This window comes from Variovorax paradoxus B4 (genome assembly GCF_000463015.1).
Classification (GTDB): Bacteria; Pseudomonadota; Gammaproteobacteria; order Burkholderiales; family Burkholderiaceae_C; genus Variovorax; species Variovorax paradoxus_E.
The window spans coordinates 1,346,051-1,361,753 of record NC_022247.1; the positions used below are offsets into that span (position 1 = coordinate 1,346,051).

Below are 15,703 nucleotides of genomic sequence, written 5' to 3' on the forward strand. Positions count from 1 at the left end.
CATGACCGCCGAACAACTCCAGGCCTTGATCCAGTCCCACCTCCCCTGCGAGCACATCACGCTCGAAGGCGACGGCCGGCATTGGTACGCCACCATCGTCTCGGCCGAATTCGAGGGCAAGCGCGCCATTCAGCGCCATCAGCGGGTCTATGCCACCCTCGGTGCGAAAATGCATACGGACGAGGTGCATGCGCTCTCGATGAAGACCTACACGCCGGCCGAATGGGCGGCACTCGACAAGTAAGTAACTGGCGGCCGAAGCAGCCCTAATTTCGCTGGATTCCTGATGGACAAACTTCTGATTCGCGGCGGGCGCCAGCTTCGCGGCGAGGTACTCATTTCCGGCGCCAAGAATGCAGCCTTGCCCGAGCTGTGCGCCGCGCTGCTGACCGACCAGCCCGTGACGCTGCACAACGTCCCGCGGCTGCAGGACGTGTCGACCATGCTCAAGCTGGTGCGCAACATGGGCGTCGTGGCCGAGCGCGACCACAACGGCACGGTACGGCTCGATGCGGGCGACCTCACCAACCCCGAGGCGCCCTACGAACTGGTGAAGACCATGCGCGCCTCCGTGCTGGCGCTGGGTCCGCTGCTCGCGCGCTTCGGCCATGCCAAGGTCTCGCTGCCGGGCGGCTGCGCCATCGGCTCGCGGCCGGTCGACCAGCACATCAAGGGCCTGCAGGCCATGGGCGCGGAGATCGTGGTCGAGCACGGCTACATGATCGCCAGCCTGCCGGCCGGGCGCACCCGCCTGAAGGGCGCGCGCATCCTGACCGACATGGTCACTGTCACCGGCACCGAGAACTTCCTCATGGCCGCCGCGCTGGCCGAGGGCGAAACGCTGCTCGAAAACGCCGCGCAGGAGCCCGAGATCGTCGACCTGGCCGAAATGCTGATCCGCATGGGCGCGAAGATCGAAGGCCACGGCACCAGCCACATCCGCATCCAGGGCGTCGAGAAGCTGCACGGCTGCGAGCACGCCGTGGTGGCCGACCGCATCGAGGCCGGCACCTTCCTGTGCGCCGTTGCGGCCACCGGCGGCGATGTGTTCCTGCGCCATGCGCGCGCCGACCACATGGACGCGGTGATCGACAAGCTGCGCGACGCCGGCTGCACCGTCGCGGCGCAAGAGGGCGGCGTGCGCATCAGCTCCAGCGCCCCGGCCTGCGAGCACCTCAAGGCGCAGAGCTTCAGCACCACCGAATACCCGGGCTTCCCGACCGACATGCAGGCCCAGTTCATGGCCCTGAACGTGATCGCGCGCGGCGCCTCGATGGTCACCGAGACCATCTTCGAGAACCGCTTCATGCACGTGAACGAGATGGTGCGCCTGGGCGCCACGATCCATGTCGAGGGCAAGGTGGCGATGGTCGAGGGCGTGGCCCAGCTTTCGGGCGCCACCGTGATGGCGACCGACCTGCGCGCCTCGGCCAGCCTCGTGATCGCCGGCCTCGTGGCCGATGGCGAGACGCTGGTGGACCGCATCTACCACCTGGACCGCGGCTACGACCGCATGGAAGCCAAGCTGCGCGGCCTGGGCGCCGACATCGAACGCATTTCGGGAGCCGCCGCATGATCACCCTGGCGCTCTCGAAGGGCCGCATCTTCGAAGAGACGATGCCGCTGCTGGCCGCCGCCGGCATCGAGGTCACCGAAGACCCCGAAAAATCGCGCAAGCTGATCCTGGCCACCACCCGGCCCGACGTGCGCGTGGTGCTGGTGCGCGCCTCCGACGTGCCCACCTACGTGCAGTACGGCGGTGCCGACCTCGGCGTGACCGGCCTGGACGTGCTGCTGGAAAACGGCAACCAGGGCATGTACCAGCCGCTGGACCTGCGCATCGCGGCCTGCCGCCTCAGCGTGGCGGTGCGCGCCGACTACGACTACGCGTCGGCCGTGAAGCAGGGCTCGCGCCTGCGGGTCGCCACCAAGTACGTGGGCCTCGCACGCGACTTCTTCGCCACCAAGGGCGTGCACGTCGACCTGATCAAGCTCTACGGCAGCATGGAGCTCGCACCGCTCACCGGCCTGGCCGACGCCATCGTCGACCTGGTCTCGACCGGCAGCACGCTCAAGGCCAACCACCTGGTCGAGGTCGAGCGCATCATGGACATCAGCGCGCGCCTCGTGGTCAACCAGGCCGCGCTCAAGCTCAAGCGCGAGCCGATCCGCCGCATCATCGACGCCTTCGCGTCGGCCATTCCTTCCGCCTGACTTCCGTCCGAACCCTCCCATGACTCCGAAAGCAGCCCCCGTCCGCCTCTCCACGGCTTCAGCCGGCTTCGACGCTGAATTCAAGGCGCGGCTGCATTGGTCCGCGGATGCCGATGCGGCCATCGAGAAGGTGGTGGCCGACATCCTGGCCGATGTGCACAAGCGCGGGGACGAGGCGGTGCTGGAGTACACGCGCCGTTTCGATGGCCTCGGCGCCGCGGCCGTGCCGGAACTCGAACTGACGCAGGCCGATTTCAAGGAGGCCTTCGACTCGCTGCCTGCCGCGCAGCGCGATGCGCTGCAGGCCGCGGCCGACCGCGTGCGCAGCTACCACGAGGCGCAAAAGAAGGCCAGCGGCGAGAGCTGGAGCTACCGTGATGGGGACGGCACGCTGCTGGGCCAGAAGGTCACGCCGCTCGACCGCGTGGGCATCTACGTGCCCGGCGGCAAGGCCGCCTATCCGTCCAGCCTGTTGATGAATGCGATTCCCGCCCACGTCGCGGGCGTCGGCGAAATCATCATGGTGGTTCCCACGCCCGTGAAGGGCAGCGTGGCCACGGGCGGCTCGGGCGGGCAGTCGTCCACCAGGGGCGAGCGCAATGTGCTGGTGCTCGCCGCCGCCTACGTGGCCGGCGTCACCCGCGCCTTCACCATCGGCGGCGCGCAGGCCGTGGCCGCGCTGGCCTACGGTACGGCCACCATCCCGGCGGTCGACAAGATCACCGGCCCCGGCAACGCCTATGTGGCCGCCGCCAAGCGCCGCGTGTTCGGCACCGTGGGCATCGACATGATCGCGGGCCCGAGCGAAATCCTCGTGCTGGCCGACGGCACCACGCCGCCCGACTGGGTGGCGATGGACCTGTTCAGCCAGGCCGAGCACGACGAGCTCGCGCAAAGCATCCTGCTGTGCCCCGACGCCGCATACATCGACCGCGTGCAGGCCGAAATCGACCGCCTGCTGCCCGGCATGCCGCGCGCCGGGATCATCGCGGCTTCGCTCAACGGCCGTGGCGCGCTCATCCATACGAAGAGCATGGAAGAGGCCTGCGAGATCAGCAACCGCATCGCCCCGGAGCACCTGGAAGTCAGCAGCAACGACCCGCAGCGCTGGGAGCCGCTGCTGCGGCACGCGGGCGCGATCTTCCTGGGCGCCTTCACCAGCGAGAGCCTGGGCGACTACTGCGCCGGCCCGAACCACGTCCTGCCCACGAGCGGCACGGCGCGCTTCTCGAGCCCGCTGGGCGTCTATGACTTCCAGAAGCGTTCCAGCCTCATCGAAGTGAGCGAAGCCGGCGCGCAGGTGCTCGGCCCCATCGCGATGACTCTGGCCGAGGGCGAAGGCCTGCAGGCGCACGCCGAAGCGGCGCGCATGCGCCTGCGCAGGATCTGAAGCCCGCCCACCGCCGGCAGGAGCAAGGCAAGATGGCTCGACGCCGTTCTTTTCATCGTTCGCGCGCGGCGGTGTGGCTGCTTGCGCTCGCGGCTGCGGGCACGGCGCACGCCATGAGCATCCGCGAACTGCGCACGCTGGAAGCCAGCGAGAAGGATGGCAAGGCCTACGCGAGCTACTACCTCGTCGGCGTGCTCGAAGGCCTGCGCGAAGGCGTGGAGGCCTCGCAGCGCAACGGCCAGAAGCCGGTCTTCTGCGTCGAGGGCCGCCGCCTCGAGCCTTCGATGGCACGTTCCCTCTATCAAACAGAGCTGACCCGCAACGCCGGCAGCTACGAAGCCGACATGCCCGTTCAACTGGTCATGTCCGGCGCCCTCCGAAACAGCTACCGCTGCACCCGATGACATCTTCTTCCCCTGCCGCCCGCCCGATCGACCGCATCCGCAGCGACGTGCAGTCCATGCATGCCTATGCGGTGCAGGACGCACGCGGTTTCGTCAAGCTCGACGCCATGGAGAACCCCTTCGGCCTGCCGCCCGCATTGCAGGCCGAGCTCGGCGCGCGGCTCGGCGCGCTGGCGCTCAACCGCTATCCGGGCGAACGCGGCGGCGATCTGCAGCGCGCGCTGGCCACGCATGCGCACATGCCCGAAGGCTTTGCGCTGATGCTGGGCAACGGCTCCGACGAGCTGATCTCGCTGCTCGCCATTGCCTGCGACGTGCCCGGCGCCACGGTGCTCGCGCCCGTGCCCGGTTTCGTGATGTACGCCATGAGCGCGAAACTGCAGGGCCTGCGCTTCGTTGGCGTGCCGCTCACGGCCGATTTCGAACTCGACGAGGCGGCGATGCTTTCGGCCATCGCACGCGAGAAGCCGGCCATCGTGTACCTGGCGTATCCGAACAACCCCACCGCCAATCTCTGGGACGATGCCGCCATCGAGAGGATCGTGCAGGCCCAGGGCGAGCAGGGCGGCTTGGTGGTGATCGACGAGGCCTACCAGCCTTTTGCGGCCCGGAGCTACGTCGACCGCATCGCACGGCATGGCCATGTGCTCCTGATGCGCACGCTCAGCAAGTTCGGCCTGGCCGGCATCCGACTCGGCTACCTCATGGGTCCGGCCGCGCTGATCGCCCAGATCGACAAGGTGCGCCCGCCCTACAACATCAGCGTGCTCAATTGCGAATGCGCACTGTTCGCGCTCGAGCACGCCGAGGTGTTCGAGGCCCAGGCGCGGCAGATCCGCGACGAGCGCCATCGCCTCATGATGGGATTGGGCCGCCTGCCGGGCGTGAAGGCCTGGCCGAGCGACGCCAACATGATCCTGGTGCGCGTGCCCGATGCCGCCAAGGCCTTCGAGGGCATGAAAGCGCGCGGGATTCTTGTGAAGAACGTTTCTAAAATGCACGAACTGCTCGCAAACTGCCTGCGCCTCACCGTCGGAACGGCCGACGAGAATGCGCGGATGCTCGCGGCACTCGAAGCCTCACTATGACCACCCCCCAGACCGCCGATCGCACCGCATCGGTCACCCGCAACACCGCCGAGACGAAGATCACCGTCAGCGTCAACCTGGACGGCACGGGCAAGGCCAGGCTCTCCACCGGCATCGGCTTTTTCGACCACATGCTCGACCAGATTGCCCGCCACGGCCTGATCGACCTCGAGATCGACTGCCAGGGCGACCTGCACATCGACGGCCACCACACGGTCGAGGACGTGGGCATCACCCTGGGCCAAGCGGTGGCCAAGGCCGTGGGCGACAAGAAGGGCATCCGCCGCTACGGGCACGCCTACGTGCCGCTCGACGAGGCGCTCAGCCGCGTCGTCATCGACTTCTCGGGCCGCCCCGGCCTGGTGATGCACGTGCCGTTCACGAGCGGCATGATCGGCACCTTCGACAGCCAGCTCACCTACGAGTTCTTCCAGGGCTTCGCCAATCACGCCTTCGTCACGCTGCACATCGACAACCTCAAGGGCGTGAACGCGCACCACCAGTGCGAAACCGTGTTCAAGGCCTTTGCGCGCGCGATGCGCGGCGCGCTCGAACTCGACCCACGCTCCGTGGGCGTCATTCCATCGACCAAGGGTTCGCTCTGAACGTCCTCGCCGCCAAGCTATGAAATCTGTAGCAAATACCGTCGCCGTGGTCGACTACGGCATGGGCAACCTGCGCTCCGTCTCGCAGGCCGTGCAGCACGCGGCCGACCAGGTGGGCGTGCAGGTCTTCGTCACGTCCGACCCCGAGGTGGTGCGCAAGGCCACGCGCGTGGTGCTGCCGGGGCAGGGCGCCATGCCCGACTGCATGCGCGAACTGCGCGATTCCGGCCTGCAGGAGTCGGTGCTCGAAGCCGCGGCGAGCAAGCCGCTCTTCGGCGTGTGCGTGGGCATGCAGATGCTGCTGTCGCGCAGCGACGAGGGCCCGACCGACGGGCTCGGCCTGATTCCGGGCGAAGTCGTCAAGTTCGACCTGGCAGGCCGCCTGCAGCCTGACGGCAGCCGCTTCAAGGTGCCGCAGATGGGCTGGAACCAGGTACGCCAGGCCCAGCCGCACCCCGTGTGGGCGGGCGTGCCGGACATGAGCTACTTCTATTTCGTGCACAGTTTCTATGCGCGGCCGGCCGACATCCGGCACAGTGTGGGCGAGGCCGATTACGGGGCATGCTTTACCGCCGCCGTCGCACGCGATAACATTTTTGCCACCCAGTTCCACCCGGAGAAGAGTGCGGACCATGGGTTGCAGCTCTACCGAAATTTCCTCCACTGGAATCCCTGACCTTATATTTCCGACCGGGCCGAACCTTCCTCAGCCCGGATTCCGCACACTCGCGCCCACTTCCATGCTCCTCATTCCCGCCATTGATCTCAAAGACGGCCACTGCGTTCGCCTCAAACAGGGCGACATGGACCAGTCCACCATCTTCAGCGAAGACCCCGCCGCCATGGCCCGCAAGTGGGTCGAGGCCGGCGCGCGGCGGCTGCACCTGGTCGATCTGAATGGCGCCTTCGCCGGAAAACCGCAGAACCACGCGGCCATCAAGGCGATCCTGCGCGAGGTGGGCGACGACATTCCGGTGCAGCTCGGCGGCGGCATCCGCGATCTCGACACCATCGAGCGCTACATCGACGACGGCCTGCGCTACGTGATCATCGGCACCGCCGCGGTCAAGAACCCCGGCTTCCTGAAGGACGCCTGCGTGGCCTTCGGCGGCCACATCATCGTGGGGCTCGACGCCAGGGACGGCAAGGTGGCCACCGACGGCTGGAGCAAGCTCACGGGCCACGAGGTGGCCGACCTGGGCAAGAAGTTCGAGGACTACGGCGTCGAATCGATCATCTACACCGACATCGGCCGCGACGGCATGCTCTCGGGCATCAACATCGATGCGACGGTGAAGCTCGCGCAGGCATTGACCATTCCGGTGATCGCCTCGGGCGGCCTGTCGAACATGGCCGACATCGACCAGCTCTGCGCGGTCGAGTCCGAAGGCGTCGAAGGCGTGATCTGCGGCCGGGCCATCTATTCGGGCGACCTCGATTTCGCCGCCGCGCAGGCCCGCGCGGACGAACTCGCCGGCGTCTGAGCCGCTGCGCACAGCGCGTGCTCTGTGCGCTTGCCATCGCCAACTACCGCTCGCTGCGCCAGCTGACGGTGCCGCTCGGGCGGCTCACCGTGGTGACCGGGCCCAACGGCAGCGGCAAGTCCAGCGTCTACCGCGCGATGCGGCTCCTGGCGGACATTGCCAACGGCGGCGTGATCCGCTCGCTGGTGCGCGAGGGCGGCCTCTCTTCCACCCTGTGGGCCGGGCCCGAGCGCTTTTCGGCCGCCATGCTGCGCGGCGATGCGCCGGTGCAGGGCACCACCCGCAGCGAGCCGGTCGCGTTGAAGCTGGGCTTCGCCGGCACCGAGGCCGATGATTTCGGCTATGCCATCGACATCGGCCTGCCGCCGCCCCTTCCGGCAACGGCCTTCTCGCGCGACCCCGAGATCAAGCACGAAGCCATCTGGAACGGCCCCCTGTTGCGCCCCGCGGCGCAACTGGTCGATCGCAAGGGAGCGGCCCTGCGCCTGCGCGAGGGCAAGAGCTGGCAAGCCGTCGGCAGGCCCATTCCAGCCTTCGCCAGCATGATGACCGAGTACGCCGACCCGCAGGCCGCGCCCGAGATGCTCGCATTGCGCGAGCAGATGCGCTCCTGGCGCTTCTACGACCACTTCCGCTCCGACGCCGATGCGCCCGCGCGCCAGCCGCAGCTCGGCACCCGCACGCCGGTGCTCGCCAACGACGGCGCCGACCTGGCCGCGGCGCTGCAGACCATCCGCGAGATTGGCGACGGCGACGCGCTCGACCGCGCCGTGGACGATGCCTTCCCCGGCGCCTGCGTGGAGGTGCGCGTGGTCGAAGACCGCTTCGAGACGCTGATGCACCAGCACGGCCTGCTGCGTCCCCTGACCGCGGCAGAACTCTCGGACGGCACCTTGCGCTACCTGCTCTGGATTGCCGCGCTGCTGACGCCCCGGCCCCCGGCGCTGCTGGTGCTCAACGAGCCGGAAACCAGCCTGCACCCCGACCTGCTGCCGGCGCTGGGCCGCCTCGTCGCGCAGGCCGCACGCGAGTCGCAGGTCATCGTGGTGTCGCATGCCGCGCGGCTGATTGCCGCGCTCGAAGACAGCGACGGCCTGCAATCGGTGGTGCTCGAGAAGCGGTTCGGCGAAACCCGCATCGCCAATCTCGACATGAGCGAGACCCCGCGCTGGGAGTGGCCCGCGCGGTGAGCTCGTCGGCCGCCGGGCGGCCCGCCGGCTACTCCGCCTTCACCGACATCGTCTGGATGATCGCTTCCAGCTGCGCGCTCATCGGCAGATTGATGCTCTCCCCCGTGGGCAGCTTGCGCAGGAACCAGCGCTTGTACTGGCGCTCGATCTCGCCGTCCTCCGCGAGCACCTGGAAGGTGTCGTTGATCACCTTGCCCAACTGCGCATCGCCCTTGCGGTACATGATGCCGTAGGGGTCGTAGGAGAGATAGTCGCCGACCACCTCGTACTGGGCCTTGGCGGCGTCGCGCGCGATCAGGCCGTAGAGCAGCACGTCGTCCGTGGCAAAGGCATCGGCCTCGCCGTTTTTCACGAGCCCGAAGGCATCGGCGTGGTCGCGCGCCACCAGCAGCTGGATGCCGAGCTTGAACTTCTGCGACAGGTCGCGCAGCGTCTTCTCGTTGGTGGTGCCCGCGGTCACCGCCACCCGCTTGCCCGCCAGGTCGCGGAACGACTTGATCGGCGACCCCTTCTTCACCAGCACCTTGGTGCCCGAGACGAACATCGTGGGCGAGAAGCTCACGCGCTTCTGCCGCTCGAGGTTGTTGGTGGTCGAACCGCATTCGAGATCGACCGCGCCGCTCACGACCGCATCGATGCGCGAATCGGAGGTCACCGGCACCCATTTGATCGTGAGGCTCTTGTTCACTGCATCCTCGATGGCCGTGACCAGCGCGCGGCAGAGCTCGATCGAATAGCCGATGGGTTCCCGGCGCGCATTGAGAAACGAAAACGGCACCGACGATTCGCGGTAGCCGATGGCGATCGTGCCGGTCTCGCGCACCTTGGCGAGCGTGCCCGTCAATGTCTCGGGGGCCTGCTGCGCCCGGGCCGGCGCCGCGATGACGAGCGCAGCGGCCACCAGCAGGCCGGCAAGAAGAACCGACAGCGTGGCCTTGGCTTTCATCGCGGGCTTCACGCGTGGGCGGGATGGGCGAGGGTGGCCGAGGCTTCGGCGTCGAGCGTCCCCGCATTGACCGCTGCGTCGCTCTCGGAGAGCAGTTCGCCCTCCCACTTCGCGACCACTGCGGTGGCGATGGAGTTGCCCACGGCGTTGGTGGCCGAGCGCCCCATGTCCAGGAAGGTATCGACGCCCAGGATCAGCAGCAGGCCGGCCTCGGGGATGTCGAAATGGTTGAGCGTGGCCGCAATCACCACCAGCGAAGCGCGCGGTACGCCGGCCATGCCCTTGGAGGTGAGCATCAGGATCAGCAGCATCGTGATCTGCGTGCTGATGGGCATGTGGATGTTGTAGGCCTGCGCGATGAACAGCACGGCGAAGGTACAGTACATCATCGAGCCGTCGAGGTTGAACGAATAGCCCATCGGCATCACGAAGCTGGAGATCTTGCGCTTCACGCCGAAACGGTCGAGCGCCTGCAGGATCTTCGGGTAGGCCGCTTCCGAACTGGCCGTGGCAAAAGAAAGCAGGAAGGCTTCCTTGATGAGCACGAGCAGCTTGAAGACGCGCGGGCCCAGGAATGCAAAACCCGCGAACACCAGCACGCCCCACAGCACGAAGAGGCCCAGGTAGAAATCGCCCATGAAAACCGCGAACTTGAGCAGGATGCCCAGGCCGTTCACCGCAACGGTGGCGGCCATGGCGGCCATCACCGCGAGGGGCGCCAGCTTCATCACATAGCCCGTGATCTTGAGCATGGCGTGCGAGAGTTCGTCGATCGCGGCCACGAGTGTCTTGGCCCTGTCGCCGAGCGAGGCGAGCGCCACGCCGAAGAACATCGAGAACACCACGATCTGCAGGATCTCGTTGTTGGCCATGGCCTCGGCGAAAGACTTCGGAACCATGTGGCTCACGAAGTCCTTGAGCGTGAATTTCGCGGTCGCCAGATTGGCCGAAGCGCCGATGTCCGGCAGCGGAAGGCCCAGGTTCTCGCCGGGCTTCAACAGGTTGGCCATCACCAGGCCGATGATCAGCGAGATCAGGGACGCGGTGAGGAACCAGCCAAGCGACTTGCCGAACACGCGGCCCACCGACTTGGCGTCGCCCATGTGCGCGATGCCCACCACCAGGGTGGAGAACACCAGCGGGCCGATCAGCATCTTGATGAGGCGCAGAAACACGTCCGACACGATCGACACGTAGCCTGCGATCTGAGCCGCTGCCTTCTTGTCCGGGAAGCTCGTGAAGATCATGTAGCCGACAAGAATGCCGAGCACCATGGCGATCAGGATCCAGGCGGCGGCCGGCAGTTTTCTCTTCATGTGTGTCCCTTCGAGGTATGTGTGGTTCCGGGGCGCGGGCGCATCGGCCGGCCCCTCTTCTTTGCGCGGCCGCAAAGGGTATCCAAGAAGGTCCCCTGCATGCAACCGGCACCGGACGGCGGCGATGAAACCTTAAGTGTCCAATGCCAATTCCGTGCCACGGAATTTCCGCTGCCTACAATTCTCCAATGGACATCAGTTCGATCGAGTTTCGCGGCCAGCCCGCGCTTCGTGCCACCGGCGCGGACGGCAGCGCCTTCGCCGTGTCTCTGCACGGGGCGCAGCTGCTCTCCTGGACCACCGCCGACAGGGTGGAACGGCTCTATCTGAGCCCGCGCGCGGTGTTCGACGGGCAAGCGGCGATCCGCGGCGGCGTGCCCATTTGCTGCCCCCAGTTCAACCAGCGCGGCATGCTGCCCAAGCATGGATTCATGCGCAATCTGCCTTGGGAAAACCGGGGCATCGACGCCACAACCGGCGAACTGGTCTTGCGGCTGCGCGACAGCGAAGCCACGCGCAAGCTCTGGCCGCACGCTTTCGAGGCGCGCCTGCAGATCGGCATGGCTGCGGGCCGGCTGCGCACCGCGCTGACCCTGCTCAACACCGGCCACGGGCCGTTCAGCTTCGCCGCGGCGTTGCACACCTATCTGCGCGTCGACGATATTGCACACGTGCGCCTTGAAGGGCTGCAGGGTGCCAACCGCTGGGATTCGCTGCGCGACGACCGCCACGTGGAAACGGCCCCGGCGCTGCATTTCGATGCCGAGTTCGACAGCGTCTATGCCGCTCCCGCGAAGCCACTGCGCCTGGTGCAGCCGAGCGGCACGCTCGAAATTGCGCAAAGTGCCAGCTGCAGCGAAACCGTGGTCTGGAACCCCGGCGCCGTGCTTGGTGCGAAACTCGCCGACATGCCCGAAGATGGCTACAGGCACATGCTGTGCGTCGAGGCTGCGCGCATTGACGAGCAGGTACTGCTCGCGTCCGGCGCCCAATGGCAGGGCTGGCAGCAGCTTCGCGTTCTCTGATTTTTTCCCTTACGACCGACCATGCTTGCAAAACGCATCATTCCCTGTCTCGACGTCACCGGCGGCCGCGTGGTCAAGGGCGTCAACTTTCTCGAGCTGCGCGACGCCGGCGACCCGGTCGAAATTGCGGCGCGCTACAACGCGCAGGGTGCCGACGAGCTCACTTTCCTGGACATCACGGCCACCAGCGACGGCCGCGACCTGATCCTCCCGATCATCGAGGCGGTGGCCTCGCAGGTCTTCATTCCGCTCACGGTGGGAGGCGGCGTGCGCACCGTGGCCGACGTGCGCCGGCTGCTCAATGCGGGCGCCGACAAGACCAGCTTCAACTCGGCCGCCATCGCCGATCCGCAGGTCATCAACGACGCATCGCAGAAATACGGTTCGCAATGCATCGTGGTGGCCATCGATGCCAAGCGCCGCAGCCCCGAAGAAGCCGCCACGCGCGGCGCGGGCTGGGACGTGTACAGCCATGGCGGCCGCAAGAACACCGGCCTCGACGCCGTCGAATGGGCGACCGAGATGGTGCGCCGCGGCGCCGGCGAAATCCTGCTCACGAGCATGGACCGGGACGGCACCAAGAGCGGCTTCGACCTCGAACTCACCCGTGCGGTGAGCGACGCCGTCGACGTGCCGGTGATCGCCTCGGGCGGCGTGGGCAGTCTCGACGACCTCGCCGACGGCATCCAGACCGGCGGCGCCGATGCGGTGCTTGCCGCCAGCATCTTCCACTACGGCGAGCACACGGTCGGCGAGGCGAAAGCCCGCATGGCCGCGCGGGGCATTCCCGTTCGGATGTGATCCGGTTCGAGGCCGCTCCGGGGTGGGACAATACCTGCCATGAATTGGCTTGACGAAGTGAAATGGGACGCGAACGGGCTGGTGCCCGTGATCGCGCAGGAACAGGGCAGCAACGACGTGCTGATGTTCGCCTGGATGAACCGCGAGGCGCTCGAAAAGACCGCCGAACTCGGCCGCGCCGTGTATTTCAGCCGCTCGCGCAACAGACTCTGGTTCAAGGGCGAGGAATCGGGCCACGTGCAGACCGTGCACGAGATCCGCCTCGACTGCGACAACGACGTCGTGCTGCTCAAGGTCACCCAGCTCGGCCACGAGCCCGGCATTGCCTGCCACACCGGCCGCCACAGCTGCTTCTTCAGCAAGTACGAGAACGGCCGATGGACTGTGGTCGAGCCGGTCTTGAAAGACCCGGAGTCGATCTACAAATGACGGCCACAGTGAACACCTCGGACGCCCTCGCACGCCTTGCGGCGGTCATCGAAAGCCGCCTGCCCGCGCGCGGCGGCGACCCCGAGAAGAGCTACGTGGCGCGCCTGCTGCACAAGGGCCCCGACGCCTTTCTCAAGAAGATCGGCGAGGAAGCTACCGAGGTGGTCATGGCCGCCAAGGATGCCGACCACGGCGGCGACCGCACGAAAATAGTGAACGAAGTGGCCGACCTGTGGTTCCACACCATGGTCGCGCTGGCGTACTACGGTTTCTCGCCCGGCGAGGTGATTGCGGAGCTCGAGCGCCGCGAGGGCACCAGCGGCATCGAGGAAAAAGCCCTGCGCAAGGCGCAGGCCCGCGAAGCATCCAACGATTGAAAGGACATCCCATGGCCAACGACATCGTGAATGTGGAACCCGACGACTCGCTCAAGACCTGGGGCTGGGTCAGCTATATCCTGCACCTGATCGTGGCCATTGGCGCCGTCCTGCCTGGAGCGCAGGCCTCGGTGGCCCTGCTGCTGGTCGCGCTGGTGGTCGATTTCGTCAAGCGCGACGACGCGGCCGGCACCTGGCAGGCCACGCATTTCAGCTGGCGCATCCGCTCGGTGCTGTGGGCGGGCCTGCTGTACATCGTGACCTCGTGGCTCTGGTTGCTCTTTCTCGTGCCGGGCTGGATTGCCTGGAGCCTGATTTCGCTGTGGTTTCTCTACCGGATCGTGAAAGGCATGATCCGCATGAACGACAGCCGTCCCATGGAACCCAAAGATGTCATCTGATCCGAACTGCGTCTTCTGCAAAATCATCGAAGGCAAGATTCCTTCGCGCAAGGTCTACGAGGACGACGAGCTGTTCGGTTTTCACGACATCGCCCCCTGGGCGCCGGTGCATTTCATGCTGGTGCCCAAGCGGCACATCGCCTCGATGGCGCAACTCACCCCCGATGACGCCGCGCTGATGGGCAGGATCATGACGCTGGCCCCCAAGCTTGCGCTGGAGCAGGGCTGCAGGCCCTATCCGGAGGGCGGATACCGGGTGCTCGTCAACACCGGCACGGAGGGTGGACAGGAGGTCCACCATCTCCATGTCCACGTCATGGGCGGCCCCCGTCCATGGCTGCGCGGCTGAATCCCATTAATCCGAACTGTCACATACAGCCAGACTAAAATCGGACATATTCTTAGGAGTCTTCCATGGGTTCTTTTTCTATCTGGCACTGGCTGATCGTGCTGCTCGTCGTGGTCATGATCTTCGGCACCAAGAAGCTGCGGAACATGGGTTCCGACCTTGGTGGCGCCGTCAAGGGCTTCAAGGACGGCATGAAGGACGGCAGCACCACCGATGCACCCGCCGCTTCGTCGGCTCCCGCAGCGCAAGTGACCGGCCAGCCGGCCAGCAGCGACAAGTCCGCGATCGACGTCGAAGCGCGTCAGAAGTCCTGAGCGCGGGTCATAAGTGCTCGACCTCGGCATTGAGAAGCTGGCGCTCATCGGCGTCGTGGCTCTGATCGTCATCGGGCCGGAAAAGCTGCCCCGGGTGGCGCGCACCGTCGGCACCCTGCTGGGCAAGGCGCAGCGCTACGTGAACGACGTCAAGGCTGAAGTCAACCGCTCGATGGAGCTGGACGAACTGCGCAAGATGAAGGGCACGATGGAAGATGCCGCGCGAGACGTCGAGCAGAGCATCCACAGTGGCGCAAGCGAACTCGAGAAGCAGTTCTCCGGCTCGGGCGAAACGCTTTCGGCCCTGGCCGAACCGGAGCCCGCGGTGCCGGAGTACAGGCATCCCCGCAAGAACTGGCGCCTGAAGCAGGGCGCCACGCCGCAGTGGTACAAGGCGCGCAACGGCGTGCGCACCAAGGCGCTTTCGGGTGCCGCGCGCGTCGCCCGCTTCCGTCCCCACAAGATCAACTAGCGGCTTTCCCACCTGCGCGTTCCTCGTGCGCCGCACGCCGGCCGAAGCCACGCTTTTCTCCTGCCTTTTCTCCTTCCAATGGCCGATTCCGACAACAAGAACAAAGACGCAGAAGACGAGCTGGCGGGCACCGAACAACCGTTCGTGCAGCATCTGGTCGAACTGCGCGACCGGTTGCTCTATTGCGTCTACGGCCTGGCGGTCGCGGGCATACTGCTGGCCATCTGGCCCGGCCCGGGCGGGCTGATCGACCTGATCGCGATGCCGATCCGCGCGCACATGCCGCCGGACGCCAAGCTCATCGCCATTGGCGTGTTCTCGCCGTTCTTCGTGCCGCTCAAGGTGCTCATGATGACGGCGGTGCTGCTGGCGCTGCCATGGCTCATGTACCAGGCCTGGATGTTCGTTGCGCCGGGGCTCTACAGCCATGAGAAGCGTTTTGCGCTGCCGCTCATCTTCTTCGGCAGCCTGCTGGCCTATGCGGGCATCGCCTTCGTGCAGTTCTTCGTGCTGGACAAGATGTTCAGCTTCATCCAGAAGTTCACGCCCGCGGCGGTGGCGGCCACGCCCGACATCTCCTCGTATGTCGAAGCCATTCTCTCGCTCTACATCGCGTTCGGCGTCGCCTTCCAGGTGCCCATCGTCGTGATGCTGCTGGTGCGCTTCGAGATGGTCACCATCGAGAAGCTGAAGTCGTTCCGCGGTTACTTCATCGTGGTGGCCTTCGTGGTGGCCGCGGTGCTCACGCCGCCCGACGTGGTGTCGCAGCTCGCGCTGGCGGTGCCGATGTGCCTGCTCTACGAGGTGGGCATCATCGGCGCACGCTATTTCGCCGGCAGCAAGAAATCATCCGAAGAGGAAGAAGAAAGCGCCGATTCGTCGGCGTCTTCCTGACTGG

At 66.5% G+C, this 15,703-nt stretch carries 21 protein-coding genes; 19 read left to right on the forward strand and 2 right to left on the reverse strand.

Annotation, left to right across the window (positions count from 1 at the left end; genetic code table 11):
• Position 1: 1 nt before the first annotated feature.
• The 10 genes from VAPA_RS06025 (at position 2) to VAPA_RS06070 (ending at position 8,375) form a co-directional block, all read left to right on the forward strand.
• Entirely contained in the window at positions 2–244 is a 243-nt protein-coding gene (locus VAPA_RS06025; protein ID WP_021005880.1) for a BolA family protein, read from the forward strand.
• 42 nt (positions 245–286) lie between these two features.
• On the forward strand, positions 287–1,576 hold the full coding sequence (gene murA, locus VAPA_RS06030; RefSeq protein WP_021005881.1) for a UDP-N-acetylglucosamine 1-carboxyvinyltransferase: 1,290 nt from the start codon (positions 287–289) through the stop codon (positions 1,574–1,576).
• Entirely contained in the window at positions 1,573–2,214 is a 642-nt protein-coding gene (gene hisG / locus VAPA_RS06035) for an ATP phosphoribosyltransferase (RefSeq protein WP_021005882.1), read from the forward strand. The genes murA and hisG overlap by 4 nt, the downstream gene beginning before the upstream one ends.
• Positions 2,215–2,233: 19 nt before the next feature.
• The gene (gene hisD / locus VAPA_RS06040) at positions 2,234–3,604 is read left to right on the forward strand and encodes a histidinol dehydrogenase (protein WP_021005883.1); all 1,371 of its coding nucleotides are present in this window, start codon (positions 2,234–2,236) and stop codon (positions 3,602–3,604) included.
• A gap of 32 nt (positions 3,605–3,636) precedes the next feature.
• Complete coding sequence (locus VAPA_RS06045; protein ID WP_021005884.1) at positions 3,637–4,008, forward strand: hypothetical protein; 372 nt, start codon at positions 3,637–3,639, stop codon at positions 4,006–4,008.
• The gene (gene hisC / locus VAPA_RS06050; RefSeq protein WP_021005885.1) at positions 4,005–5,096 is read left to right on the forward strand and encodes a histidinol-phosphate transaminase; all 1,092 of its coding nucleotides are present in this window, start codon (positions 4,005–4,007) and stop codon (positions 5,094–5,096) included. Before VAPA_RS06045 ends, hisC begins: the two co-directional genes overlap by 4 nt.
• Positions 5,093–5,701, forward strand: a complete 609-nt coding sequence (gene hisB, locus VAPA_RS06055; protein ID WP_021005886.1) for an imidazoleglycerol-phosphate dehydratase HisB — start codon at positions 5,093–5,095, stop codon at positions 5,699–5,701. The genes hisC and hisB overlap by 4 nt, the downstream gene beginning before the upstream one ends.
• Positions 5,702–5,720: 19 nt before the next feature.
• Positions 5,721–6,377 (forward strand): imidazole glycerol phosphate synthase subunit HisH, encoded by a 657-nt coding sequence (gene hisH, locus VAPA_RS06060; protein ID WP_018906516.1) that lies wholly within the window; start codon positions 5,721–5,723, stop codon positions 6,375–6,377.
• A 64-nt stretch (positions 6,378–6,441) separates the two neighbouring features.
• Positions 6,442–7,185 (forward strand): 1-(5-phosphoribosyl)-5-[(5-phosphoribosylamino)methylideneamino]imidazole-4-carboxamide isomerase, encoded by a 744-nt coding sequence (hisA, locus tag VAPA_RS06065; protein WP_021005887.1) that lies wholly within the window; start codon positions 6,442–6,444, stop codon positions 7,183–7,185.
• Positions 7,186–7,202: 17 nt separating this feature from the next.
• Complete coding sequence (locus VAPA_RS06070) at positions 7,203–8,375, forward strand: AAA family ATPase (RefSeq protein WP_021005888.1); 1,173 nt, start codon at positions 7,203–7,205, stop codon at positions 8,373–8,375.
• 28 nt (positions 8,376–8,403) lie between these two features.
• Here VAPA_RS06070 and VAPA_RS06075 read toward each other — a convergent pair whose 3' ends face one another.
• Positions 8,404–9,321 (reverse strand): amino acid ABC transporter substrate-binding protein, encoded by a 918-nt coding sequence (locus VAPA_RS06075; protein ID WP_021005889.1) that lies wholly within the window; start codon positions 9,319–9,321, stop codon positions 8,404–8,406.
• 8 nt (positions 9,322–9,329) lie between these two features.
• Positions 9,330–10,637: a dicarboxylate/amino acid:cation symporter gene (locus VAPA_RS06080; protein ID WP_021005890.1), complete on the reverse strand. Its 1,308-nt coding sequence runs from the start codon at positions 10,635–10,637 to the stop codon at positions 9,330–9,332.
• Between the two features lie 188 nt (positions 10,638–10,825).
• Here VAPA_RS06080 and VAPA_RS06085 point away from each other — a divergent pair, with 188 nt between their 5' ends.
• The 9 genes from VAPA_RS06085 (at position 10,826) to tatC (ending at position 15,699) form a co-directional block, all read left to right on the forward strand.
• Positions 10,826–11,662, forward strand: a complete 837-nt coding sequence (locus VAPA_RS06085; RefSeq protein WP_041946023.1) for a D-hexose-6-phosphate mutarotase — start codon at positions 10,826–10,828, stop codon at positions 11,660–11,662.
• Positions 11,663–11,683: 21 nt separating this feature from the next.
• Positions 11,684–12,463 (forward strand): imidazole glycerol phosphate synthase subunit HisF, encoded by a 780-nt coding sequence (hisF, locus tag VAPA_RS06090; RefSeq protein ID WP_021005892.1) that lies wholly within the window; start codon positions 11,684–11,686, stop codon positions 12,461–12,463.
• 30 nt (positions 12,464–12,493) lie between these two features.
• Positions 12,494–12,892, forward strand: a complete 399-nt coding sequence (hisI, locus tag VAPA_RS06095; protein WP_196232561.1) for a phosphoribosyl-AMP cyclohydrolase — start codon at positions 12,494–12,496, stop codon at positions 12,890–12,892.
• Complete coding sequence (locus VAPA_RS06100; protein ID WP_021005894.1) at positions 12,889–13,269, forward strand: phosphoribosyl-ATP diphosphatase; 381 nt, start codon at positions 12,889–12,891, stop codon at positions 13,267–13,269. The genes hisI and VAPA_RS06100 overlap by 4 nt, the downstream gene beginning before the upstream one ends.
• Before the next feature lie 11 nt (positions 13,270–13,280).
• Positions 13,281–13,670 (forward strand): DUF4870 family protein, encoded by a 390-nt coding sequence (locus VAPA_RS06105; protein ID WP_021005895.1) that lies wholly within the window; start codon positions 13,281–13,283, stop codon positions 13,668–13,670.
• The gene (locus VAPA_RS06110; RefSeq protein ID WP_021005896.1) at positions 13,660–14,019 is read left to right on the forward strand and encodes a histidine triad nucleotide-binding protein; all 360 of its coding nucleotides are present in this window, start codon (positions 13,660–13,662) and stop codon (positions 14,017–14,019) included. Before VAPA_RS06105 ends, VAPA_RS06110 begins: the two co-directional genes overlap by 11 nt.
• 65 nt (positions 14,020–14,084) lie before the next feature.
• The gene (tatA, locus tag VAPA_RS06115; protein WP_021005897.1) at positions 14,085–14,333 is read left to right on the forward strand and encodes a Sec-independent protein translocase subunit TatA; all 249 of its coding nucleotides are present in this window, start codon (positions 14,085–14,087) and stop codon (positions 14,331–14,333) included.
• A gap of 13 nt (positions 14,334–14,346) precedes the next feature.
• Entirely contained in the window at positions 14,347–14,805 is a 459-nt protein-coding gene (gene tatB, locus VAPA_RS06120) for a Sec-independent protein translocase protein TatB (protein ID WP_021005898.1), read from the forward strand.
• Between the two features lie 78 nt (positions 14,806–14,883).
• Complete coding sequence (tatC, locus tag VAPA_RS06125; RefSeq protein WP_021005899.1) at positions 14,884–15,699, forward strand: twin-arginine translocase subunit TatC; 816 nt, start codon at positions 14,884–14,886, stop codon at positions 15,697–15,699.
• Positions 15,700–15,703: the final 4 nt, after the last annotated feature.